Origin of the sequence: Solitalea lacus (assembly GCF_022014595.1) — a bacterium.
GTDB classification, from domain to species: Bacteria; Bacteroidota; Bacteroidia; order Sphingobacteriales; family Sphingobacteriaceae; genus Solitalea; species Solitalea lacus.
Window position 1 is genome coordinate 1725159 of sequence record NZ_CP091740.1, and the last position, 25215, is coordinate 1750373.

General features: G+C 37.9%; 21 protein-coding genes. 12 read left to right on the plus strand and 9 right to left on the minus strand.

Going from position 1 to position 25215, the window contains the following annotated elements; genetic code table 11:
- Nucleotides 1-17: 17 nt before the first annotated feature.
- Nucleotides 18-1508, plus strand: coding sequence for an IS1634 family transposase (locus L2B55_RS07350; RefSeq protein WP_237846619.1), 1491 nt, complete (start codon nucleotides 18-20; stop codon nucleotides 1506-1508).
- A gap of 20 nt (nucleotides 1509-1528) precedes the next feature.
- Nucleotides 1529-2107: a hypothetical protein gene (locus tag L2B55_RS07355; protein ID WP_237849906.1), complete on the plus strand. Its 579-nt coding sequence runs from the start codon at nucleotides 1529-1531 to the stop codon at nucleotides 2105-2107.
- 102 nt (nucleotides 2108-2209) lie between these two features.
- On the opposite strand, the gene L2B55_RS07360 is transcribed toward L2B55_RS07355, so the two are convergent.
- A complete protein-coding gene (locus L2B55_RS07360; protein WP_237849907.1) occupies nucleotides 2210-2455 on the minus strand; it encodes a Type 1 glutamine amidotransferase-like domain-containing protein in 246 nt (81 codons plus the stop codon).
- A gap of 51 nt (nucleotides 2456-2506) precedes the next feature.
- Nucleotides 2507-3529 carry a threonine aldolase family protein gene (locus tag L2B55_RS07365; RefSeq protein WP_237849908.1) on the minus strand — a complete coding sequence of 341 codons (1023 nt, stop codon included), beginning with the start codon at nucleotides 3527-3529 and terminating at the stop codon, nucleotides 2507-2509.
- Between the two features lie 98 nt (nucleotides 3530-3627).
- Between L2B55_RS07365 and L2B55_RS07370 the strand changes: the two genes are divergently transcribed.
- From L2B55_RS07370 to L2B55_RS07380, 3 genes are all read left to right on the plus strand, one after another.
- The gene (locus tag L2B55_RS07370) at nucleotides 3628-4095 is read left to right on the plus strand and encodes a hypothetical protein (RefSeq protein WP_237849909.1); all 468 of its coding nucleotides are present in this window, start codon (nucleotides 3628-3630) and stop codon (nucleotides 4093-4095) included.
- A 527-nt stretch (nucleotides 4096-4622) separates the two neighbouring features.
- Nucleotides 4623-5465 carry a YitT family protein gene (locus L2B55_RS07375; protein WP_237849910.1) on the plus strand — a complete coding sequence of 281 codons (843 nt, stop codon included), beginning with the start codon at nucleotides 4623-4625 and terminating at the stop codon, nucleotides 5463-5465.
- Nucleotides 5466-5568: 103 nt separating this feature from the next.
- Complete coding sequence (locus L2B55_RS07380) at nucleotides 5569-6651, plus strand: DUF2891 domain-containing protein (RefSeq protein ID WP_237849911.1); 1083 nt, start codon at nucleotides 5569-5571, stop codon at nucleotides 6649-6651.
- A 508-nt stretch (nucleotides 6652-7159) separates the two neighbouring features.
- Here L2B55_RS07380 and lon read toward each other — a convergent pair.
- Nucleotides 7160-9643: an endopeptidase La gene (gene lon / locus L2B55_RS07385; protein ID WP_237849912.1), complete on the minus strand. Its 2484-nt coding sequence runs from the start codon at nucleotides 9641-9643 to the stop codon at nucleotides 7160-7162.
- A 182-nt stretch (nucleotides 9644-9825) separates the two neighbouring features.
- The gene (locus L2B55_RS07390; RefSeq protein WP_237849913.1) at nucleotides 9826-10707 is read right to left on the minus strand and encodes an AraC family transcriptional regulator; all 882 of its coding nucleotides are present in this window, start codon (nucleotides 10705-10707) and stop codon (nucleotides 9826-9828) included.
- A gap of 176 nt (nucleotides 10708-10883) precedes the next feature.
- Here L2B55_RS07390 and L2B55_RS07395 point away from each other — a divergent pair, with 176 nt between their 5' ends.
- Genes L2B55_RS07395 through L2B55_RS07410 form a run of 4 tightly spaced genes read left to right on the plus strand, consistent with a single transcriptional unit; the run spans nucleotide 10884 to nucleotide 15654 of the window.
- Nucleotides 10884-11801, plus strand: a complete 918-nt coding sequence (locus L2B55_RS07395; protein WP_237849914.1) for a dihydrodipicolinate synthase family protein — start codon at nucleotides 10884-10886, stop codon at nucleotides 11799-11801.
- 15 nt (nucleotides 11802-11816) lie between these two features.
- Entirely contained in the window at nucleotides 11817-13352 is a 1536-nt protein-coding gene (locus tag L2B55_RS07400; protein WP_237849915.1) for an aldehyde dehydrogenase (NADP(+)), read from the plus strand.
- A 28-nt stretch (nucleotides 13353-13380) separates the two neighbouring features.
- On the plus strand, nucleotides 13381-14382 hold the full coding sequence (locus L2B55_RS07405) for a 4-hydroxyproline epimerase (protein ID WP_237849916.1): 1002 nt from the start codon (nucleotides 13381-13383) through the stop codon (nucleotides 14380-14382).
- Between the two features lie 15 nt (nucleotides 14383-14397).
- The gene (locus tag L2B55_RS07410) at nucleotides 14398-15654 is read left to right on the plus strand and encodes an NAD(P)/FAD-dependent oxidoreductase (protein ID WP_237849917.1); all 1257 of its coding nucleotides are present in this window, start codon (nucleotides 14398-14400) and stop codon (nucleotides 15652-15654) included.
- A 94-nt stretch (nucleotides 15655-15748) separates the two neighbouring features.
- Here L2B55_RS07410 and L2B55_RS07415 read toward each other — a convergent pair whose 3' ends face one another.
- The 4 genes from L2B55_RS07415 to L2B55_RS07430 all read right to left on the minus strand — a co-directional run bounded on the left by L2B55_RS07415 (nucleotide 15749) and on the right by L2B55_RS07430 (nucleotide 21060).
- Complete coding sequence (locus tag L2B55_RS07415) at nucleotides 15749-16234, minus strand: DUF6702 family protein (RefSeq protein WP_237849918.1); 486 nt, start codon at nucleotides 16232-16234, stop codon at nucleotides 15749-15751.
- A gap of 152 nt (nucleotides 16235-16386) precedes the next feature.
- Nucleotides 16387-18726 carry a M1 family metallopeptidase gene (locus tag L2B55_RS07420; RefSeq protein WP_237849919.1) on the minus strand — a complete coding sequence of 780 codons (2340 nt, stop codon included), beginning with the start codon at nucleotides 18724-18726 and terminating at the stop codon, nucleotides 16387-16389.
- A gap of 136 nt (nucleotides 18727-18862) precedes the next feature.
- Nucleotides 18863-19444 carry a HupE/UreJ family protein gene (locus L2B55_RS07425; RefSeq protein ID WP_237849920.1) on the minus strand — a complete coding sequence of 194 codons (582 nt, stop codon included), beginning with the start codon at nucleotides 19442-19444 and terminating at the stop codon, nucleotides 18863-18865.
- A gap of 50 nt (nucleotides 19445-19494) precedes the next feature.
- Complete coding sequence (locus tag L2B55_RS07430) at nucleotides 19495-21060, minus strand: glycerol-3-phosphate dehydrogenase/oxidase (RefSeq protein ID WP_237849921.1); 1566 nt, start codon at nucleotides 21058-21060, stop codon at nucleotides 19495-19497.
- Nucleotides 21061-21155: 95 nt separating this feature from the next.
- Here L2B55_RS07430 and L2B55_RS07435 point away from each other — a divergent pair, with 95 nt between their 5' ends.
- The 3 genes from L2B55_RS07435 (at nucleotide 21156) to L2B55_RS07445 (ending at nucleotide 22676) form a co-directional block, all read left to right on the plus strand.
- Nucleotides 21156-21425, plus strand: a complete 270-nt coding sequence (locus tag L2B55_RS07435) for a hypothetical protein (protein ID WP_237849922.1) — start codon at nucleotides 21156-21158, stop codon at nucleotides 21423-21425.
- A gap of 322 nt (nucleotides 21426-21747) precedes the next feature.
- The gene (locus L2B55_RS07440) at nucleotides 21748-21978 is read left to right on the plus strand and encodes an MmcQ/YjbR family DNA-binding protein (RefSeq protein WP_237849923.1); all 231 of its coding nucleotides are present in this window, start codon (nucleotides 21748-21750) and stop codon (nucleotides 21976-21978) included.
- A 473-nt stretch (nucleotides 21979-22451) separates the two neighbouring features.
- A complete protein-coding gene (locus L2B55_RS07445; RefSeq protein ID WP_237849924.1) occupies nucleotides 22452-22676 on the plus strand; it encodes a hypothetical protein in 225 nt (74 codons plus the stop codon).
- A 159-nt stretch (nucleotides 22677-22835) separates the two neighbouring features.
- Here L2B55_RS07445 and L2B55_RS07450 read toward each other — a convergent pair whose 3' ends face one another.
- Nucleotides 22836-25202, minus strand: a complete 2367-nt coding sequence (locus L2B55_RS07450; protein WP_237849925.1) for a ribonucleoside-diphosphate reductase subunit alpha — start codon at nucleotides 25200-25202, stop codon at nucleotides 22836-22838.
- Nucleotides 25203-25215 lie beyond the last annotated feature (13 nt).

Consider the following 25215-nt stretch of genomic DNA (forward strand, 5'->3'; position numbering starts at 1 on the left):
TGACCTAAAGTTAAAAAGTGTATAAAATTAGGCAAATCCAGTACGCAGCAGGATCGACTTCAGTTCAAATTTATAAGATTGAAAATCGTAAAAGAGTTATTTTAAGGCATATAGGCACTGCTCGCTCTCCCGATGAACTTGCAGGTTTACTCACACTTGCTAACGATTATATCAAAACAGTTACTAAGCAACTATTCCTATTCAATGACGCTCAGTCTGACAATATTATAAACATCAAACAGACCGAGTTTATAGGCGTATATTATTCATTCTTTCATGAATTGATCTCCAAGCTGATTATTTACATTGGATTTGATAAGTTGAAAAACAACTTTCTTCTGGATCTGGTAATTATGAGAATGATTGAACCTGGATCAAAACTTCGTTCTATTGGTTTGTTGGAAGAATATTTTGGCATAAAACATCGTAGGCAAAAGTATTATGACTCTGCTCCACAATGGTTGGACCTAAAAACAAAGGCCGAGAACATTGCTGTTAAGTTTGCTCAGGAACACTATAACTTTGACTATAACCTTGTTTTTTATGATGTAACCACACTTTACTTTGAGACCTTTGAGTCAGATGATCTGCGTAAAAATGGGTTTTCTAAAGATAACAAATCACAACAGCCACAGATTCTCATCGCATTGATGGTAAGCAAGGAAGGATTACCTATCGGGTATGAAGTATTTCCAGGCAATACTTTCGAAGGCCATACCTTTATTCCGGTAATACAAAGCTTTATCAAGAAACACAATGTAGAAATCCTTACCGTGGTTGCGGATGCTGCAATGATAAGTACTGAAAACAGTATGGCTTTAAACGAAAATGGCATCAACTATATTGTAGGTGCGCGGTTGGGAAATATATCTAGTGATTTACTGGCTGAAATTAATGGCAACATCACTAGAAAAGATGGACAAAATATCCGGATAAAAACGTCTAACGGGGATCTAATCTGCAGCTATTCATCCTTGCGCTATCGAAAAGATAAATATGAAATGGAGAAACAGATGGAAAAGGCAAAATATTTGATTGATAACCCATCTAAAAACAAGAAGCTCAAGTTTACCAAATCATTAGGACAAAAAATGGAGCTCAACCAGAAGCTTATCGATAAAACCCATAAACTGCTGGGAATTAAAGGTTATTATACGAATCTTCCAGAATCAGCGGCTAATAATCAAAACATCATAGATCGATATCACGAGCTTTACAGGATTGAGCAGGCTTTTAGGATATCTAAAAGCGACTTGCAGACAAGGCCAATATTCCATTATAAGGAGGAGCCGATAAAGCTTCATTTATTAATATGCTTCATGGCTTTGATCATATCGAAAAATATTGAACTAAAAACTGAAACATCTATTAAAAGCTTTATTCACGAATGTAAAAAGATAACGGACGCTCGGTTAAAGAACAAAATTACAGGAAAGGAAATCACGATGAGAGCTAATTCAAACTCCAAAATTATAACACTAATTGAGAAACTAAATTTGCTGACCTAATTTGAACAAGTCAGGAGCAAGTGTTAAAGGAGCAGCGGTTCTTGTTGGAAAATCCCGGTAAGAAACTACCCGACAGGGTATTGTCCCTGTACAAGCCTTTTGTGCGTTCCATTGTACGGGGCAAGGAAAACAAACCCTGTGAATTTGGGGCCAAAGTGCACATGCTGCAGGTGGATGGGATCAATATCATTGAACATTACAGCTATGCGGCTTATAATGAATGTAAGCGAGTAGAAGCTTCGCTAGCCCTACATGGGCGCCTGTTCGGTACCTGTCATCAATTTGCAGGCGACCGGATTTATGCCACCAATGCCAATCGAAAATACCTGAGCGAGCGGAAGATTGCTACCGGCTTTGTGCAAAAAGGCAGAGGCGATACGCCGGAAAAGAAAACCCTGAGAGCCCTGTTGAATAAAGAACGTTCCACCCGGCTGGAGGGTAGCTTTGGAACGGAAAAGAATCACTACGATCTGCGGCGCATCAAGGCACGTAACCAGGCTAATGAAACCCTTTGGATGTTCTTTGGGGTGATGACCGCCAACGCCGTGCGCATGGTCACTAAGCGGGAGAAGGCCCAAGCTCCCGATTTAGCCGCCTAAAACCTCCTGCCACAGCTGCCCAAGCAATCCCGCAAGGGCAAAGTGTGCCCTGTTGCATCGTTTTTTTCAAAATTTCGACCCTTTTCCACAAATCCTGCCCAGTTATCCACAAGTTGGTCGTGCTGGCCTACTCAAACTGCCACAAAGAAAGAAAGCGGCAACCCAAATTTTATTTGGATTGCCGCTTTCTTCGGAATTTCCCAAGAGTCCCAATGTAACGGCAGCAAAAGGAATGAAAAGAACCTCGCTTACATTATGCTTCTGTAAAAAAGAAGAAATATATTGCTTCGGGTATTCTAAGTATTTCTCTCCGGCATTGGTTGAGTTGCTAAGTAGGAGAAGATTCATTGTATTAGGGTTTTAAAATGTTTTAAGCTTGGTTTTTTCCAATCCTTTGAGCTACACATCAAGAAAGTTAAGCGTGTATTCCAGCTTTTGAAGCATGGCTTCGGTAAAATCTAAATGTGTTACAAAGCGAATGTGTTGTTTGCCTGTTGATGCACATAAAATGCCGTTTTCTTTCATCTTTTCAATAAAAGTAGTCTCTGAAATTTCATGCTTTAATTCAAAAATGACAATATTGGTTTCAACAGGCATTACCGATTGAACAAAATCACAACCGGTTAAGTATTTTTCAAGTTCCTTGGCCCTGCGATGGTCTTCCGCAATGCGTTCAATATGGTTGTCTAAGGCATAAATTCCTGCTGCAGCCAGATACCCTGCTTGTCGCCAGCCACCGCCCATTACTTTGCGTATACGCCTTGCTTTCTCGATGAAAGATTGTGTGCCTAATAAAACAGAACCAACGGGCGCTCCAAGTCCTTTGGATAGGCAAATTGAAATTCCATCGAAACAACTACCTATATCTTTTGCTGAATATCCTTTGGCAACTATCGCATTAAAAACCCTGGCTCCATCTAAGTGCAAATGCAATCCTTTTTCCTTACATACCTCGGCAATTGTTTGCATTTCGCTAAGCTCCCAACATTTTCCACCACCACGGTTGGCCGTATTTTCAATGACCACCAGGCTACTTTTGGGTTGATGAATATCTGTCTTATTGATGTTTGCCAGTACTTGTTTTGCAGTGAAAATTCCTCTTTCCCCTTGAATAGTACGTGTTGATGCTGCCGAGTTAAAAGCAATGCCTCCTCCTTCATAATAGTAAACATGAGCACCTTCATCACAAATAACTTCTTCCAGGGGATTGGTAAAACATTTTATGGCAATTTGATTAGTCATGGTGCCCGACGTGCAAAATAAGGCTGCTTCTTTGTCAAAAAGTGCGGCTGCTTTTGCTTCCAATGCTTTAACAGTAGGGTCTTCACCATAAACATCATCACCAACTTGGGCACTCATCATGGCCTCAAGCATTTGCGGTGTTGGTTTAGTTAAGGTATCGCTTCGTAAGTCAATAATCATAATGAAAGATATCGATTTCAAAATACTTCAAATAAATTCATTTAAGCAATGCTCAATTTTAGTTTAAGTTGGTTATCATTGTATACCACCAATTTACAATGCAGATGTTTGATAATGAGGATGATTTCGGATTTGATGATGGTAGCTTCGATCCAGAGGCATATAATCGGGAGCAGGCACGAATTCACAGTTTGCCTGTTTTCAAGAAAGCGGTTGAATTAGCAGAAATAACTAAAGCGATTTGTGATTCCATTGATCCTGAAAAAGATCAGTTGGAAATGAGAGATGCAATGTTATCGAATGCTTATATGCTAAGTGCAAAAGTTGCCGGTGCAGAAGGAGGAGATTTATATACTCTTCGTATGGAAAATGCTGTGATAATTAAAATTCATGCTCGGGAGCTGCTGGCACAAACCTCGTTGTGCAAAATAGATGAATTGGCTGATGAGCATTATCTGCAGCTGCTAAGGGATGAAATCAATCAATTCAGGATGTTGTTTATTGAATGGGTAAATGGATTTGATAAGAGTAATGATATTAGAGACAATTGGGGGTTGTTTTACTAGGTTAATTACTGAATTTATTTTTTTTGTCACCTATCTTTAAATCAGTCTTTTATGAAATATTTTTTCAATAAAAATTGATGAAAATCAATTTTTATATGCGCACTTACTTGGATATTTGCAGTGTTCAATTACAATCAAGTAGCGGTTAGGCAGAGCAAAGTGGTTAGTTTTAGTTGTAGTTTGGTTGTGAGATTGTAATTGTTAGCAGGCGATGTTTTTGTTGAGTGATTTTTAAGATTAGCCCTGCTAAAAACATGAGGTAAGTCCGGTTGTTTGGTTTAACGTGGATTGTTTTTTTATACAGCCTTACCAAAGTGTTAAAATAAAGAACATTTGCGCCAACTGTGTAGGTTGCAAAAAATGTATTTGGTTTAGCTTTAACTATCGTTGATACACGGTGCGCTTTGTTCTTTTTCCTTTGAGATTTTAAATCGACTACCTTTCCAATTTTTTATGGCTTTTTTGATTAACATTTTAAGATGTTAATTTAATTTAATGCCAGTACCTTGCGTATCTATTTCTTATAAATGAGTAAACACGTTCAAAATTTAGCACTTATTCTTGTTGGTGGGTTTATTTTTGCTCTTGGAATCAACCTTTTCGCCTTGCCTGCTGAGCTTTCTGAAGGAGGAGTAATAGGTATAACTATTTTATTGTATTATTATTTTGGTTGGTCGCCAGGGATAACTAATTTTCTTATAAATCTGGCTTTAATGGTGGCCGGATACAAATTGCTCGATAAACGAACCATAGTTTATACCATCTTTGGAATCATTAGCGCTTCCATATTTTTATTTCTAACCCAAAATATAACGCACAAGTTTTCTGATGACACTTTGCTGATTGCCATTTTTGCCGGCCTTTTGGTTGGTATTGGTTTAGGTTTGGTTTTTCTTTCAGGAGGAACAACAGGTGGTTCTGCCATTATTGCCCGTATTATCAACAAATACTTCGGAGTAAGTTTAGGACAAGCTATGCTTGCGGTTGATATTTTGGTTATTGGAGTGTCGTATTTTAAAATTGGTCCAGAGAAGACGCTTTATACGCTGATTGCGGTTTATTTGGGTGCCCGGGTAGTGGATTATATTATCGAAGGGTTCAATACAAAAAAAGCAATTACCATTATAAGCGAGAATTCTATTGAAATTGCAGCGCGTATCAACCGTCAATTAATAAGAGGTGCCACTTTGTACAATGCTCGCGGTGCTTATACCCGTAAAGAAAAAGAGGTGGTTTATACCATTATCTCCAAGCAACAATTATTGGAACTGAAACGCTTAGTGAATGATTGTGATCCCAACGCATTTGTTGTTGTTCATGATGTGCATGAAGTAATGGGCAAGTGGGGTATAGGAACTACCACCAAGTAAAAATCGTTTTAATTTTCAGGATTAATCAGCATATTCGGCCTTTACAGTTTACTTATTGGTAGGAGTAAACGATAATAAGTTAACCTAAATCGTCAATTATTTTATGATGTTCCGAAGTGTAATTTACTTTCTTTTTTGTTTTGGATTTAAGAGTTTGTATGCTCAAAATCAGCAATCGCAATTGTTCAGTAAAGAGGTGGCTAGCAAATTGGCTGCAATGCCATTGCACTGCATTAAGACTGAATGGCCGAATAAAACCAGTCATACATCAGATACTATTACTGATCACGTACTTTTGCCTCATCAAATTCATCCATCGTTTTATGGTTGTTTAGATTGGCACTCAAGTGTTCACGGTCATTGGATGCTGGTGAAACTGCTTAAAATTTATCCAGATTTACCTGAAAGAGCTAAAATTATAGAGGTGCTTAACAACAGTTTTCAAGCTGAGAAAATTGAAATGGAAGCCCAATATTTTTCAAAATACAAAACATCTAAAATATTTGAACGAACCTATGGTTGGGCCTGGCTGCTCAAATTAGATCAGGAGCTTTATACTTGGGACGACCCATTGGGGAAAAAATGGTATGCTAGTTTGCAGCCATTAACGCAAACAATAAAAGAGCTTTGGACTGCTTACTTACCTAAACAAACGTATCCAAATCGTACGGGAGTACATCCTAATACGGCATTTGGGTTAGTGTTTGCTTTAGATTGGGCAAATACGCTTAAGCAAACAGAATTTGCAGAGGTAATTAAAAAAAGGAGTAAAGATTATTATCTGAATAATCAAAATACCCCGGCTTATTTGGAGCCTGACGGAACCGATTTTCTTTCTCCTAGCCTGGAAATAGCTGATTTAATGCATAGGGTATTGCCAAATGATAAGTTTGTTGCCTGGTTTAATAAGTTTTATACCAAAGAAGGAATTGCAAATATTGCGACATTGCCGGTAGTGAGCGACCGAACCGATTATCAGATAGTTCATTTGGATGGACTAAGTTTAAGTCGCGCTTGGTGCATGAAAGGAATCGCCAAGCATTTGCCGGTGAATCATCAGTATAAAAAACTATTTGACACTTCTGCCAATAAGTTTTTAAAAAGCACTCTGCCACATGTAATATCAGGGAATTATGGTGGTGATCATTGGTTGGCATCCTTTGCAGTCTATTCTATTTTTAATTAAAAGTATTCATTTTGCTTTAGATAAATTAAAGGGCATTTATTAAATAGAAAGCGGCGACAGCCGCTTTTTCAGTATGTCGGGCATGGTATTATTCTAACAAGGTGCAAGTCCTTCAATGTTGTAAACCAAGAGATCTGGAAGTTTTTTTTGATGATTATCTTTGTGATATAAATCCGAAGAGGAAGTGAACGCTGCTGGAGAGCATTCACCTACAATAGGATTTATGACGGTGAATATAGCTTTGAAGCCCCGCAATACCTGATTCTGTTGAGTAATTTCCTGGCTATTCTTACGATGGCCTTGTTCGGTTCCATGCGTCGGCAATAAGCCGCTGCACAACTTTCACCCATTAATTAAAAACGACGTTTATAATGGGATTAAAATTGTAGACGGGAAAATAACGCTACTCGATAAACCGGGAATTGGGGTTACAAAGATTTAGGATTTTAGGTTGATTGTGAAAAAGCGCCCGGTTATAAAATTAACTTATGGCGCTTTTCTTATTTTCTTAGTTTGCTATTACCGGCTTCGTTTCTTCTTTTATAGTTAAATCAAGAGGATATTCAACCTTGTCATTAAGTAAAGCGAATTCAATTACCTCCTTCATTTCCGTTACGTAATGGAATTTCAAGTCCTTGATGTAATCCGGATTGATTTCTTCAACGTCTTTTCGGTTTTGCTTGCACATAATCACTTCCTTAATGCCTGCACGTTTAGCGGCCAAAATCTTCTCTTTGATGCCTCCAACCGGAAGCACTTTGCCACGCAAGGTAATTTCACCGGTCATGGCCAGTTGTGAGCGAACTTTACGTTGAGTAAAGGCCGATGAAAGTGAAGTTAACATCGTTATACCGGCAGAAGGTCCGTCTTTAGGAACTGCACCTGCTGGAACGTGAACGTGTACGTCCCATAAGTCAAATAAACGTGGATCTATTCCAAATTTTTTGCCATGAGCACGTAAATAGGCTAAAGCAATTACAGCTGATTCTTTCATTACATCACCAAGGCTACCTGTTAATGTCAGTTTACCTTTGCCCGGGCTAATGCTCGTTTCAATGAATAAAATATCACCACCTACTTGTGTCCAGGCTAAGCCTGTAACAACGCCGGCAATGCTATTGTTCTCATATTCGTCTTTTTCAAATATTGATGGACCGAGTATTCTTTCTACGTCCTTTTCAGTAAGGGTAGTATTGTATTCTTCTTCTAATGCCACACTTTTTGCAACACCCCTTACGAGTGTCGCAATTTTCTTCTCAAGTGTACGCACTCCTGATTCACGTGTGTAATCTTCAATTACACGCTCAATTATTGAGGATTTAATAGTTACATCTTTTGATTTCAAACCATGGGCTTCCAATTGTTTAGGAATAAGGTATTTTTTGGTGATTTGAACTTTCTCTTCCACTGTATACCCGTTTACCTCAATAATTTCCATCCTATCGCGTAATGCAGGATGAATAGAGCCCAAGGAGTTGGCCGTAGCAATGAACATTACATTAGATAAGTCAAAGTCCAGTTCCACGTAGTGATCATAAAATGCATTGTTTTGTTCCGGGTCCAAAACCTCCAGTAATGCTGATGAAGGGTCACCCCGGAAATCATTGCCTACTTTATCAATTTCATCTAAAACGAAAACAGGGTTAGCAGATTTGGCTTTCTTTAAAGATTGAATAACACGGCCAGGCATGGCACCAATATAGGTTTTGCGGTGACCACGAATTTCTGCTTCATCTCTAACACCTCCCAATGCCATTCGAACGTATTTTCGTCCAACAGCCTTTGCTATTGATTTACCTAAAGATGTTTTACCCACACCTGGAGGGCCAACTAAACACAAGATTGGTGCTTTCATGTCGTGTTTTAATTTCAACACGGCAATGTATTCCAATATGCGATCTTTTACCTTTTCAAGGCCGAAGTGATCTTTGTCTAAAATCTTTTTCGCTCTTTTTAGATCAAAGTTATCTTTAGTGAATTCATTCCATGGCAAATCAAGCAGTAGCTCTAGGTAATTAGTAATTACAGAGTATTCAGCAGCTGCCGGATTCATACGAGCTAATTTCTCCAATTCTTTATTGAAGTGCTCAAGAACCACTTTGCTCCATTTTTTCTTGTGTGCCCGCTCGCGTAAATTTTGCACTTCCAGGTCAGGAGTATTGCCTCCTAATTCTTCCTGAATGGTTTTAAGTTGTTGATGCAAAAAATACTCGCGCTGCTGTTTATCCAAGTCAACTCTAACCTTGCTTTGAATTTGATTTTTGAGTTCGAGCATTTGCAGCTCTTTGGTTAAATGCTCTAAAACCAATTCGGCACGTTTTTTCAAATTAGTTTCTTCTAACAGCCGTTGTTTTTCTTCAACGTCAGCGTTCATGTTTGAACAAATGAAGTTGACCAGAAACGATGGGCTTTCGATATTTTTTATAGCGAATGCAGCTTCTGACGGAATATTAGGTGAGTTTTGAATAATTTGTGTTGACAGTTCTTTTAATGAACTGATCAGAGCTTTAAAAACTTTATCTTCTGAAGTCTTAGTTTCTTCAAATAAATTGATTTTTGCCTTAAAATAAGGCTCAGACTGAATCATTTCGCCTATTGAGAACCTTCTTTTACCCTGTATAATTACAGTTGTATTGCCATCAGGCATCTGCAAGGTTTTAATAATATAGGCTACTGTCCCAATTTGATTTAAATCATCGGCTGAAGGGTCTTCAATAGCAACATTCTTTTGCGAAACGACCCCAATGATTTTGTTCGCCTTATAGGCTTCTTTAATTAGTTTAATAGATTTATCACGGCCAACCGTAATTGGAATAACGACGCCTGGAAACAGAACCGTATTGCGTAAAGGTAAAATCGGAAGAATTTCCGGCATTTCTTCTCGGTTCATTTCTTCCTCGTCCTCAGGAGTCATTAACGGAAAAAATTCGGTTTCTTCTGTTATCATAGAATCTACGCTTTTTTTTATATCAAATGAATCGAATATGCTCATGTAAACTTTTTTCTTTTAGACTGTTTATTACATTCCTTAACAATTGATGATGGCCAATGTGTCAGTAATTAGGTAATAAGTTAGTAGCTAATGTTAAATTTCAAGACTTGTGCCATTACAAAAATAGCCTTTATTTAACTACGATGACTGAAAAAAAGACATGTTTTTGAGCCATAAATAAGTTATTTTTTTTTCCCCATTTGCATTTGCGATTTGAGCAAATAGGTGGTTGGTGTCAATTTGGTGACCTTTTTGAATATCCTGTTAAAATTGGAAAGATTGTTGAATCCCGATGATGAGCTAATTTCAGCAATGGTTAAATCTTTGTTAATTAAAAGCTTGCAAGCATTGGTAATGCGTATCTCGTTTAAGAAATTTAAATATGTTTTACGTGTTCGTACTTTAAAGTACCTGCAAAAAGCCTCTGGTGTCATATTGGCAACCTGTGCAACCTCCTCAATTGTTATTTTACGGTGGTAATGATTAATGGTGAAGGTTAAGATGTCATTCATTCTTTTTCCTTCCGATGCGTCATATGACCGTGCTGCTTTAAAATTTGATAGTTTAACAATTTCGGTTGATTTGGTCATGGAGTTAAACATGTTGAGCAACAATAACAGACGATCAAATCCTTCAAGTTGAAATACTTCTTGAATTTGTTGTTTTATTTGTTCTTCTAATAATCCGGTAAGTTTATAGCAGTTGGTTAGGCCTGTTATAAACGATTTAATGGAGGAGGCTTCTGGTAGATTAAGAAAATCTTTTCCGAATGAATCACTGTCAAAAAAGACGGTGATCATATGTGCTCCTAATTGCTCATCGTCATAATATTCTTGCTCGTTTTTAAATACGTGTGGAATATTGGAGCCAATTAAATAAACGTCATTGGGTTCAAAATTGCCAATGTAGTCACCAGCTAACAGCGTACCATGACTTTTTAATATTAATGTTATTTGAACTTCCGAATGTTGGTGCAGTTTATCATAAAAGTGAGGAACAGAGTCCTCCTGTAATAAAATAGAGTCTTTGTCTGTTTTTGGAATTTTGAATGGAATAATCTTCATAACAGCAATGATTGATTCAGTAATTAAATTAGGGTTCTAATATCGAAAATTGATTCAATATTTAGTGTATGAATTTGATTTGGGTTAAAATTGTATTTGTATTGATTAATTGCTAATCATGAAGGGGTTGGTAGGACGGTTACTTTTGCAATGTTAACAAGCAACAAAATATAAAAATGGAAAATTTAAATTGGAGCGGAGTGTTTCCTGCAGTAACTACAAAATTTACTTCAGATGATCAAATTGACTTCGTAACGTTTGAAAAGAATATTGATGCACAGCTTGATGCTGGCGTTGATGGAATTATTTTAGGCGGTACATTAGGTGAGTCAAGTGTACTAACTAATGAAGAAAAGGCTGAATTGGTAAAATTCACCGTTAAAAAGGTAGCTGGTAAAGTTCCTGTAATTCTTAACATAGCTGAGGGTTCAACCCGAGAGGCTGTTGCACAAGCGAAAAATGCTGAGCAATTAGGCGCTTCGGGATTGATGTTACTTCCTCCAATGCGTTATAAAACTGATCACAGAGAAACCGTTGAGTACTTTAAAGCTGTAGCAAAAGCAACAACTCTACCAATAATGATCTACAATAATCCAGTAGATTATAAAACTGAGGTAACTATTGAAATGTTTGCAGAATTGGTTGAGTGCAAAAATATTCAAGCTGTTAAAGAATCAACTCGCGACGTATCAAACGTAACCAGAATGATTAGCCGTTTTGGTGATCGCTTTAAAATTTTATGTGGTGTGGATACTTTAGCAATGGAAGAATTGTTAATGGGAGCACATGGTTGGGTTGCAGGTTTGGTTTGTGCATTTCCTGCTGAAACTGTTGCTGTTTTCCGTTTGGTTAAGGCTGGAATGATAGATGAGGCCCTTGAAATTTATCGTTGGTTCTTGCCATTACTTGAATTAGACATTCATCCAAAGCTTGTTCAGTATATCAAATTGGCTGAAACTGCAACAGGAATAGGTACTGAGTTTGTTCGTGCGCCTCGTTTAACTTTAGTTGGCCAAGAAAGAGAACAAGTTCTTTCCATTATAAATAACGGTTTGGCCAAGCGTCCGGCTTTACCTGAGTATATGAGCCTTTAATTTCAAATTCTATATATGGGCAAGCAATTAACGCCGGCTTGCCCTTTTTTTGTTTATGTTAAAATGATGGGTTTACAGGAAATTCAATTAACAGACTTGCAGCAGGTAGAATCAGTAATGCAAAATGCCTTACACGCTGCAAATTCATATAAATCAATTGGCAAAGAACAAAAAGCCGATTTTTTAGAAGAGATAGCCAAGCAAATAGAGCTGTTAGGCAATGACCTTATTCAAACTGCAATGGCAGAAACCAATTTGCCAGAAGCACGTTTAGTTGGAGAGCGTGGCCGTACTTGTAACCAGCTGAGAATGTTTGCTTCAATGGTGCGCGAAGGATCATGGGTAGAGGCTAGCATCGATACAGCCCAGCCTCAGCGTTTGCCTCTTCCTAAACCAGACCTCCGTAAAATGTTGATTCCTTTAGGACCGGTTGTGGTATTTGGGGCTAGCAACTTTCCATTAGCTTTTTCAACAGCTGGAGGAGATACTGCATCTGCATTGGCTGCCGGTTGTCCGGTAATAGTAAAAGCGCACTCTGCTCATAGAAAGACTTCAGTTTTAGTAGCAAGTGCTATTGCAAAAGCTATAAAAATTGTTAATGTACCTGAAAATGTGTTTCAGCATGTAGTAGGCAGGTATGATATTGGTCAGGCTTTGGTTAAGCATCCGGTAGCCCAGGCTGTGGCCTTTACCGGTTCATTTACCGGAGGTAAAGCACTTTTCGATATTGCTAACCAGCGCCATCGTCCAATTCCTGTTTTTGCTGAAATGGGTAGTGTCAATCCAGTGTGCTTATTACCTGAAAAACTTGAGGGTGAGGCTGTATCATTGGCTAAAGAATTAGCTGCTTCGATTACGCAAGGGGTAGGCCAGTTTTGTACCAACCCAGGCTTGATGATAGCTATTGAGAGTGATGCTTTAGTTACTTTTACAGAACATTTAAAAGAAGCAATTCATCAGGTTGCCCCTGCAAAGATGTTACATCCGGGAATTGCACAATCCTACCATGAAGGGATAAGCTCGGTGTTTAGCGACGAAGATTTAACAGTTTTAGCAGCTGTTGATAAAATCGACGATGAATCAGGGAATGCACTTGTTGCAACAGTTCCTGCCCTGGTATTTTTAGAGAGACCGTCTTTACATCAGGAGATTTTTGGCCCGTATTCTTTGCTGGTTAAATGTAAAGATAAGGCTGAAATGTTAGCAGTTGTAAACGCTCTTGAAGGCCAGTTAACTGCAACCATTATGGGTACTGAGTCAGATATTAACCAATATACTGACTTATTAAACAAATTAACTTCTATAGCCGGTCGTGTAATGATCAATAATGTGCCAACTGGTGTAGAGGTATGCCCGTCAATGGTTCATGGTGGTCCGTTTCCGGCAACAACCGATGCCCGTTTTACCTCTGTTGGAACATCTTCAGTTAAACGATTTGTTCGTCCGGTTTGCTTCCAGAACTTTTCTCAAAGCATATTGCCATTAGAATTACAGGATGGTAACCCAGGGCAAATTTGGAGATTGGTAGATGGAGTGTTTTCAAAATCATAATATTGTCTTTGTTTTTTGTTTTTAATACATGGCGAGTAAAACATTTTTTTGTATCGATGCACATACCTGCGGTAACCCTGTAAGAGTGGTTGCGGGTGGAGGCCCTATGCTTGATGGGGCCAATATGAGTGAGAAAAGGCAACATTTTCTAAGGGAATACGATTGGATCAGAAAAGGGTTGATGTTTGAGCCTCGTGGGCATGATATGATGAGTGGAAGTATATTGTATCCACCTACAGATCCGTCAAACGATGTTGGAGTTTTATTCATTGAAACCAGTGGGTGTTTACCAATGTGTGGACACGGAACTATTGGGACTGTAACCATTGCTTTGGAACAAGGACTCATCAGTCCTAAAACGCCAGGGGTATTACATTTAGAAGTACCCGCTGGTTTGGTGAAAATAGAATATAAGCAAGAAGGTAAAAAAGTAAAGTCGGTTAAAATTACTAATATCAAATCCTATCTGGCGGCAGAGAACTTAACCGTTGAATGTCCTGATTTGGGAGAGCTTACAATTGATGTTTCTTACGGAGGTAATTTTTATGCAATCGTAGATCCTCAGCCGAATTTTAAAGGCATTCAGGAATACACTGCTGACCAACTAATTTCATGGAGTAGGGTGCTGCGTAATCGCATCAATGAAAAGTATTCGTTTGTACATCCTGAAAACCCCACCATTAACGGATGTAGCCATATTTTATGGGCAGGTGATCCCTTAGATTCTACCTCAACTGCTCGCAATGCAGTGTTTTATGGTGATAAAGCCATCGACCGTTCACCTTGCGGTACCGGAACTTCTGCACGTTTAGCCCAATGGTACGCGAAGGGTAAATTACAACCCGGTGAAGAATTTATTCATGAAAGTATTATCGGGTCAAAATTTATAGGTCGGATTGAAGCTGTAACAGAATTGAACGGTAAGCCGGCAATTATTCCAAGCATTGAAGGCTGGGCAAGAGTATTCGGTTATAATACCATTACCATTGATGATGATGATCCGTATGCACACGGGTTTCAGGTTATTTAGAAATTAGAAGAAAATATGTCAGCTCAAAAAGAAATAGTCATTGTTGGAGGCGGGGTAATTGGACTTTGTTCGGCTTATTATTTAAGTAAGGCTGGGCATAAGATTACCATTATCGATAAATCTGACATGTTGAGCAGTTGTTCAATTGGTAATGCGGGTATGATTGTGCCTAGCCATTTTATACCGTTGGCTGCTCCTGGAATGATTGCACAAGGAATTAAATGGATGTTTAGTTCTGAAAGTCCATTTTATGTAAAGCCAAGGCTGAATTTTGATTTAGCATCATGGGGGCTGAAATTTTATAAGGCTGCCAATACTGCTAAGGTTGAACAAGCCATGCCTGCATTACGTGATATCAGTTTATTAAGTCGAAGGTTGTTTGATGATTTGTCAAATGATCAGGACCTGGCATTCTCATTTGAAGGTAAAGGCTTGGTAATGTTGTGTAAATCTGAACAAACATTGGAAGAAGAGACTCATGTTGCACATCAGGCAAACGAATTAGGCATTAAAGCAATAGTGCTTAATAGGGAAGAGGTATGGCAGAAAGAGCCTGATCTAAAACCTGATGTGATAGGAGGAGTTTTCTTTCCGGGAGATGCCCATTGCTACCCCAATGCATTTGTACAAAGCCTTCTTGTATCAGTGCAAAAACAAGGTGTTAAAATCATCCGAAACACTGAGGTAAAAGGATTTACCACAACTAAGGATAAAATTGATGCTGTAATCACAGATTCGGAACATATTAGGGCTGATGAAATTATTGTAGCAGGAGGCTCATGGTCTTCACAGATGGTCAAAACTTTGGGCTTATCTATTCCGATTCAAGCAGGAAAAGGTTATAGTATTACTCTGGATCAACCTTCTGTAAATTTGAACTATCCATCAATTTTATGCGAAGCCCGTGTTGCTATGACTCCAATGGCGGGTAAACTACGCGTAGGTGGAACAATGGAAATCTCAGGTATTAATTCAGATATTAATTTGAAAAGGGTAGCAGGGATAATTAAGTCAGTGCCGGAGTACTTTCCGACAATGAGTTTGCAAATGCCGAAAACTGAACAGATATGGAGTGGCTTACGTCCATGTTCTCCTGATGGACTTCCTTATATCGGTAAAAGTCGCAAATACAAAAATTTGATTGTTGCCACAGGTCATGCAATGATGGGACTTAGTTTGGCACCAGCAACAGGAGTAATTGTTCAAGAATTGATTGATGGAAACAAACCTTCTGTCAATATTGATTTGTTCTCTCCGGATCGGTACAATTAAGTTAAAATAATATAAGAGGCATTAAAAATTGGTAACTATGAGAGTTATTGGGCACGGAGTATTGCTCCACTTCGTTGCCCGGCTCTTTTAGACATTAAAAGACAATTTTCTTTTTGCATTCACCTTCCTTAAACAATAAAGTTCTCTTTGCTTTTCCTGATGTAATGTTTACAATATTGGTTTGGCCTTCAAAATCGTCAATTAATACCGAATTCTGTAACTCTGCGTTTTGTAAGCCCTCGGGTAAAGGTATTTCCAGATAAACACTAAGAGTCATTCCGTTTATCTCTGTTCCAATAAACTCAAAAGGCTTAAGCTGTGATTTAGAGTTTTTAATTTGAAATGTTTGAGTTAAGTATTGCCTCAAACATGCTGTAAACTCTTTGGACCCAACAGTTAATTTCTTCTTGTATTTTTTATTCAGTGCAGCTTCTACATCATCCCAAAATATATTCATGATTACCTCTACAGACTTGTTTTGGCTGTTGTATTCCATTTGTGTCATCGAAGTATAAAATTTATGGCTATGGCCTTTTATTGAAATAAGCAGGAATAAAAGAATGAACAGAAGCTTTTTCATGGTGCAAAGCTATTGAATTTTAAATTGTTGCATAAATGAGGGTGGGTAATTACCTTAATGATTAAGAGTACATATCGAAAAACTTATTGAAAAGGCCTCATGCATTAGCAAAAGGCCTTTCCATATAATTCCTACTGAAGTTAAAATCGTATTTATTTGTTTTGTTGAGGTGCTCCAGATGATGCAGAGTTCCTTTCAAGTTGCATTAAGTTTGGTTGTTTTTCGCGCTGCTTTTGCTTGAAAAGTTGAAACTGTGATGCTACGGCTTGTGCTGGATAATTATTGTTTGTTAAATCGATATCGGCAGTTTCTTTAAATGGGTCTAAAACGAACTGTTTAACCGGTTTTTCGGTAACAAACAATTTCGAAACTTTCTGATTATTTTTTCTCCAAATTTCAGCAGGAATGCGAATAACTTCTTTAGTTCCGTCTTCATACTCCATTTGCATTATTAAAGGCATTACTAAACCACCAATGTTTTCAAAGTCGATTAAGTAAATATTAGTTGAAGCCGACGCTGCTTGTTTCTCACTTTCGTTTAAATTACTGACAAGAGCTTGATAACGTTTACGCTCCTGGTCTGTAATTGCTAAAGCATCGTATTTGTTATAGAAATCCTGTAACTCCGGAAAGCGGTCAACTCGGTATTCCTTAATACTGCTTTGATTACGTTGGTCCGACATGGAAAGCGGTGTTTCTTTTTGTTGTTTACGCTTAGCCGTTTTTTCAATATCAGGGTTTTGTGAATCGATTTTGTACCAGCTTACATTTTTAATGGCAATATCCACTGCATCGGTTCCGTAAAACCATCCACGCCAAAACCAGTCAAGGTCAACCCCAGATGCATCTTCCATGGTTCTAAAGAAATCGGCAGGTTGTGGATGTTTAAACTTCCAGCGTTTAGCATATTCTTTAAAGGAATAATCAAATAATTCACGGCCCATAATGGTTTCGCGCAAAATGTTTAAAGCTGTTGCAGGTTTACCATATGCATTATTACCAAATTGGATAATTGACTCAGAGTTCGACATGATTGGCTCTAACGTGGATTTATCACTCGACATATATTGAATTATATTGCGAGGCTCACCTCTTCTTGAGGGATAATTTTGTTCCCATTCCTGCTCACTTAAGTACTGTAAAAAGGTATTCAATCCTTCATCCATCCAGCTCCATTGACGTTCATCTGAGTTTATAATCATAGGAAAGAAGTTATGTCCAACTTCGTGAATCACTACTGAGATTAAACCGTATTTGGTATCAGACGAATAGGTGCCATCTTTCTCGGGGCGTGGGCCATTGAAGCAGATCATAGGATATTCCATACCTCCAACTGGTCCATTTACTGAAATGGCAACAGGATAAGGGTAGTCAAATGTATAACGCGAATAAACTTCTAAAGTATGAGCAATGGCTTGAGTAGAGTACTTTTCCCAAAGCGGATTACCCTCTTTAGGATAAGCTGACATTGCCAAGACTGTTTTTCCGTTTACGTTTACACCCATAGCATCCCAAATAAATTTTCGAGAGGATGCCCAGGCAAAATCACGAACATTATCTCCATAAAATACCCAGGTCTTTTTCTCCTTAGAATGAGTTTTTTCTTTTGAGCTTGCTTCGTCTTGAGAAACAATTATTATAGGTTTTTTGGTTGAGGTTTTAGCATCCTCAAGTAAGTTTAACTGTTTTTTACTTAGTACTTGCGCTGCATTTTGCAACACACCGGTTGCCATTACAATGTGATCAGCAGGAACAGTAATACTTACTTTGTAATCACCAAATTCAAGAGCAAATTCACCAGTGCCTAAAAATTGTTTATGCTGCCATCCGTTTACATCGTCATAAACACAAAGACGAGGGAACCATTGGGCCATTTCATAAATATAGTTGCCATCTTCGGCAAAGTATTCCATCGATCCACGCCCACCGTTTTTACGTGAATCATTGATATAGTTAAACCAATCAACAGAAAAACTAAATGTTGCACCTGGCTTTAGCGGTTGAGGTAAGTCAACACGCATCATCGTTTTGTTGATGGTAAACAATAAGGTTTTGCCAGTAGCATCTTTTACCGATCTGATCTGGTAACCGAGTTTGGTTTTAGGATTCACTAATCGTTCAAAGCCTTCAAAACTCATGTTTTCAACCTTGCCATTCGTTTGTGTTAGGTAGCTATCTGAGTTAGTGGCATAAATGTTCTGATCAAGCTGAATCCATAAGTAAGTCAGTGCATCAGGTGAGTTATTGTGGTAGGTGATGGTTTCTGAGCCAGTAACGCTCTGATTGTCATCGTTCAACTCCACCTTAATGTTATAATCAACTTTTTGCTGCCAGTAAGCATGACCAGGAGCCCCTGAGCCATTCCTATAATCATTCGGAGTAGGCCAAAGCTCTTGTAGTTGATGAAATTTGTTGTCGTTGTAAATGCCTCCTTGTGCAAATAAATTAAGTGAACAACAAACACAAAAAATAAATAGTAAAGCTTTTTTCATATAGTTTTAGGTTGATTATAATCATAATCGGGTCTAAAATAGTTGTATGAATTTATATAGAAAAACAGTTGTGGTAACATTTATATTGCAAAAAGAACTTGGTGTTAAAGACTTTAGCTAGTGCAATGTTTCCCTGTCAAAAAAAATAGTTTGTCGGAAATCGTTGCCACATCCAAATCATAGCCTGAATTAAAACCGGAACTGAAATAAGGTAGTTTATTGGTTGAGATTTGAGTTTCAGGAAACGAGCAAGCATGTAAATAATCAATAATATAGCTGTAATTATAATAATTTGACCTAGCTCCAGTCCGATGTTAAATGGCAAGAGAGTAGTGAATGCATTAAACTCCATACCCATAAATAAATCTTTTAATAACCGAGAAAATCCCATGCCATGGATCAATCCGAAAAAGCCTGAAAATAACACCCGATAGTTATTTAGTAGAGGAATAAATAAATTCTCAATACAGGTAAAAAAAATGGTAAAGGCAATCAAAAATTCAACTATGGCACCATCTATAATAATGAGGTTAAGTGCACAAAGAGCAAGTGTAATAGAGTGGGCGATAGTAAAGGAGGTGATTATCCAAAAAATCTTTTTCCGATCTTTAATATCATAAATAGCACAAATTGCAAAAAGGAAGAGGATATGATCGTAGCCTTCAAGATCGAGAATATGGAAAAAACCTTGCTGCAGAAATGTAATGAACTGATCCATGCAGCCAAAAATATATTCTTTCTCTAAATATTGAGACTTTTGATTAGCTGCTAGCTTTTAATGCGGTAGTTTTCAGCCACTTTTGAAAAGTTAGTCAGCTGAGAATCAACCCAACTTTCATCCTTGTTCAACTCACCAGCCATCATTAATGCAACCTCTCTGGCAATATTGATAGTAACCTGTGCATCTAATAAAAGAGCACGCGTTCGGCGCGCCAAAACATCCTCCAATGTCATTGCCATTTCTTCTCGAATCCCCCAAATTATTTCTGCTTTTAGATAAGGTAAGGAAGGATGAATTTTTTCTCCCAATTCTGGACAGTCAGCATGCAATTTTCTGAGGGGAACAATATCTGATCCATAATGACGCAGATCATCATTTGAGTCAATATTATCCGTCCAACCATGGATTTTTAAATCGCTGGTAATAGATTTACGCTCGGTAAGGGAGCCAACTAAACAAGCCTTATCAATCACATCTTCACCCATTTTTCGATAGGTTGTCCATTTGCCACCTGCTACGGTTATTAAGCCTGATTCTGAAATCAAAATGCTGTGATCTCTGGATATGGTTGCCGTGTGGCCTCCATTTCCATTTTTTACGAGGGGACGTAATCCGGCAAAAACACTTTTAACATCACTGGCCGTAGGGTCCTTTTCTAAGTAGCGAGCTGCATGTTTCAATATAAAATCAATTTCTTCAGGCAGGGCTTTGGGTTCCAGGCTGGGCTCGGTAACAGGCGTATCAGTTGTTCCAACGACCACTTTATTATGCCAGGGGATAGCGAATAATACCCTTCCGTCATCTGTATGTGGAACCATAATAGCGCTCTTTCCAGGTAGGAAATCTTTGTCTAAAACCAGATGAATCCCTTGGCTTGGTGCAATGATTTTTTTATGATTGGGATCGTCGGCTTGCATTAATGAATCTACAAAAACGCCAGTTGCGTTAATTACAACTTTGCTTTTTAGTTCAAACTCATTGCCTGAAAGAACATCTGTGGCCAAAACTCCCGCAATGAAATTTTGTACCTTAATGAAATTAGTTACTTTGAAATAATTGACAATTGTAGCTCCATGATCAGCCGCGGTTTGTGCCAGACTTATGGCCAAACGTGCATCATCAAACTGGCCATCCTGATAAATAACCCCCCCCTTTAAACTTTCATATTCTAATGTGGGTATATGTTTCAGGGTTTCAGCAACCGAAAGAAACTCAGAAGGGCCTAATCCTAGTTTTCCTGCCAATAAATCATAAAACTTTAGTCCAATGCCATAAAAAGGGCCAGACCACCAATTGTAATTAGGTACAATAAATGATAAGTTATGAACCAAGTGTGGGGCATTTTGAATTAAAAGGCCTCGTTCTTTTAATGCCTCAAGTACTAATGAAAGATTACCTTGCTGTAAATACCTTACACCACCGTGTATAAGTTTCGTTGATCGGCTTGATGTTCCCTTTGCAAAGTCTTCTTGCTCGAGTAATAACGTTTTATATCCCCGGGTTGCTGATTCAACAGCCGCACCCAAACCTGTGGCTCCACCTCCTACAATTATGATATCCCAGGTTTGCCCCTCCATCAGGTTTATAGCATCTAACATTTGCTGGCGCTTCATAACAGTTATTACTTATCCTCAAATTAAAAAAAATAAGTTTAGGTTTCTAAGCAAAGAACCATAATCTAAATTGACTTTGGTTTAAACAGGGCAAAATGTTAATTGTTATAAAGTTGAAAGGGTATAGTTATTTGATTATGAAACGCATTGTAATTATTAGCCTGGAATATATCTTTCTGTTTTTATTCTTGCTAGGACCGTTGATGAGGGTTGTGGAACAAGTAGCTCACTCTTATGGCCTTTATTTGCGGCCAATGGGACTTATAGGATTGTACATTTGCGGATTAGGAAGTATAGGGCTTACAATTACCTTATTGCTCGAAGAATTTTACTATCCTGATCCAAACAAGCCCAATATTGAATAATTTATTAACAAGCATTAAACCTTTATATAGTTACGTTGTCAAAATATAAAATTTGTTTAAACGTTTAATTAGGTAGTAAGTTGAACCGTTTCTTAAAAGAAATTGTGTTAGGTTTAGTTATAGTTTAGTTCGTAGAAGCCCCTTACCGTAAAAAGTAAGGGGCTACTTATTACTAATTACAATCGATTCCGGCTTTATTTTTCAACTATACAAATATGAATATTGAATTGCTGCAATCTTATTGCAAGGCTCTGCCATTTGTTACTGAGGTATAAAATGGGACGATTTGTGTTTTCTAATCGGGAATAAAATGTTTTGCGTTATGGGTTTATCCGGAGATTTTGGAGTTTCGGTTAAAGTTACTGATGAAGACTTTAGTTTAATGATTGAACGAGATGGGATAGTGCCTGCTCCATACCTTGCTCGTTATAAATGGATTTACATTTCAAACCCAAATGCATTGAATGAAGCTGAGTGGCAAAAAATAATTAAGGAATCATATGCACTTATAAAAGGAAAATTGCCCAAAAAGGTGCTTAATAGCCTGATTTAAAGTCGACTATTGTGTCGATATTCACAATAATTCGGGGCATATTAATTTGTTGGTGTTATCAGATGAAGCTAAATGTTTTGTTGTTGTGTAGAATTTAAGGCAGTGAATCTGTGTTCAAAAATGGCAATTTGACGCTAATTTGCATGATTCTGAATCCTTTCCTAAAACAGGTGTATATAATCGTATTCAGTATAATTATTTTTAACTAATTGTTATAAATTTTAAATAAAAATTAATCATTCCAAACCTTTAAAACACTCTAATTTTAAAGCTTTTTTAAAATTGTAAAACATTAATCAGCTAATGGGTTATTTGGTACGAAAATAGTACTATTTAAGACAAGGAATAAGTGAGTTTAGGAGTATTTTCTTTAAAGTTAATTGTTCCTTTTTTTGCGAAAACGTTTTTGTAAGTTCTTGAATTATAGTTTTTTAACGTAACTTAACATTTTAACATAACTTAGCTGTTTAATTATGAAAACTCAGTCGCACCATAGCCCACTTTATTGGTTGGTTGTGTTCTTTACAGGCCTATTTATTTTAGGGATTATGATTAAAGTAGTATCGTTTATGATTAATCCTAAAGAGGGACTTGGACCGGTTGTTGATTCAATTGGCTGGTACCTTTTCTTACCTGGCGCTGCCGGGCTATTAATTCTGATGTTGGTTCATGCCATATTTCAGAAGAAAATGGAATAGTACGCTCAAGGCTCTCCCTAGGCTCTCAGAGAAAAGGCGGTTTTACTCAAAACCGCCTTTTCTATTTATAGGTCTATAAAGAAAAATCCCAATCTCTTATGAAACTGGGATTAGTATTAAAAAACGTCAACTTATTTAAGGACGATTCAAGATTTTAAACTATGCCGAGCAGGTAACACATCCCTCTTCCATAGTACAAACAGGTCCGCTGATTTCCTCTTCAACACCAGTATGTTGTATTATAGGTTCAATTTGTTTTTCAGCTTGTTGTTCAACTGTAAATTTAACAGCAGCATTTGCCGCCTGTGTACGTAAATAATACATGCCGGTTTTTAAACCTTTTTTCCATGCGTAAAAATGCATTGAAGTAAGTTTGGCGGTATTAGGGCTTTGTACAAATAAGTTTAACGATTGGCTTTGACAGGTGTACGCACCACGGTCAGCTGCCATGTCAATTAAAGTACGTTGCTTAATTTCCCAAACGGTTTTGTAAAGATCCTTAATATTTTGTGGGATCTCTGGAATGTCCTGAATAGAACCTTCTGCAGCAATAATTTTATTTTTCATGGTGTTGTTCCACAAGTTTAGTGCAACAAGATCTTTCAATAAGTGCTTGTTTACAACAATAAACTCGCCTGACAATACACGACGAACATAAATATTTGAAGTATAAGGCTCAAAACATTCATTATTACCAAATATTTGTGAGGTTGAAGCCGTAGGCATTGGGGCAATTAATAATGAATTACGAATACCGTATTTCTTAATTTCTTGTTTAAGTGCCGCAAAATCCCAACGAGTAGAAGGAGTCACTCCCCACATATCAAATTGCAGAATGCCTTTTGATGCAGGTGAACCCTCATAAGTAGGATATGGGCCATCAACCTTCGATAGATCTTTTGATGCTGATAAGGCTGCAAAATAGATGGTTTCAGCGATTTCTTGGTTCAACTTCTGTGCTTCAGGAGACTCAAAAGGATGACGCAGCATAATAAACACATCCGCCAAACCTTGAATTCCTAAACCAACCGGACGGTGACGCATGTTTGAGTTGCGCGCTTCTTCAACCGGATAATAATTATTGTCAATTATCTTGTTAAGGTTCAATGTTGCCTGGTAGGTTACTTCGTAAAGTTTATTATGGTCAAACTCCCCATTGGTAACAAACTTAGGAAGTGCTAGAGATGCAAGGTTACAAACTGCAACTTCATCTTCCGAAGTGTATTCCATAATTTCGGTACATAAATTCGATGATTTAATTGTACCTAAATTTTTCTGGTTCGATTTTTTGTTAGCTGCATCTTTATAAAGCATGTATGGGGTGCCTGTTTCTATTTGGGCATCCATGATAGCAAACCATAATTCTTGTGCCTTTATGGTTTTGCGAGCACGATCCTCTTTTTCATACTTTTCGTATAGTGCCTCAAACTCTTCACCATAGGTGTCATGTAAGCCTGGTGCCTCATGTGGACAGAACAAACTCCAGCTGCCATTTTCTTCTACGCGTTTCATGAATAAATCAGGAATCCAAAGGGCATAGAACAAATCACGGGCACGGAGTTCTTCTTTTCCATGGTTCTTACGCAAGTCAAGGAATTCAAAAATATCGGCATGCCATGGCTCTAAATAGATTGCGAATGCACCTTTTCGCTTACCTCCGCCTTGGTCAACATAGCGAGCAGTGTCATTGAAAACACGCAACATTGGCACAATACCGTTAGATGTACCATTGGTTCCGCTAATATAAGATCCCGTTGCACGGATATTGTGAATGCTTAAGCCAATACCACCGGCAGATTGTGAAATTTTTGCGGTTTGTTTAAGCGTATCATAAATGCCTTCAATACTGTCGTCTTTCATGGTTAATAAGAAACATGACGACATTTGAGCTTTTGGTGTACCAGCATTGAAAAGTGTTGGAGTTGCGTGAGTAAACCATTTTTCCGACATCAAATTATAAGTTTTGATTGCCGATTCGATGTCTTCTTTGTGAATACCAACCGCCACACGCATATACATGTGTTGAGGACGCTCAGCAACTCTACCGTTTAGTTTAAGTAAATAGGAGCGCTCAATGGTTTTAAAGCCGAAGTAATCAAATGAGAAGTCACGGTCGTAAATAATGCTTGAATCCAGAATATCTGCATTTTCACGAATGATTTCAATTATATCATCTCCAAGTAATTGAGCATTTTGGCCTGTTTTTGGATCAACATAATTATAGAGTTTCTCCATAGTTTTGGAGAAGGACTTTTCAGTGTTTTTATGGAGATTGGAAACGGCAATTCGAGATGCCAATAAAGCATAATCAGGATGCTTTACAGTCAATGACGCAGCAGTTTCGGCAGCAAGGTTATCCAGTTCAGAAGTTGTAACTCCGTCATATAAACCCTCAATAACTTTTTTTGCCACATCAATTGGGTCAACGTGTACCGGGTCAAGACCATAATTGAGTTTTTCTATCCTGGCGGTGATTTTATCAAATTTCACCGATTCAGTTCTGCCGTCGCGTTTTATTACAAACATAGTTTAAGAGGTT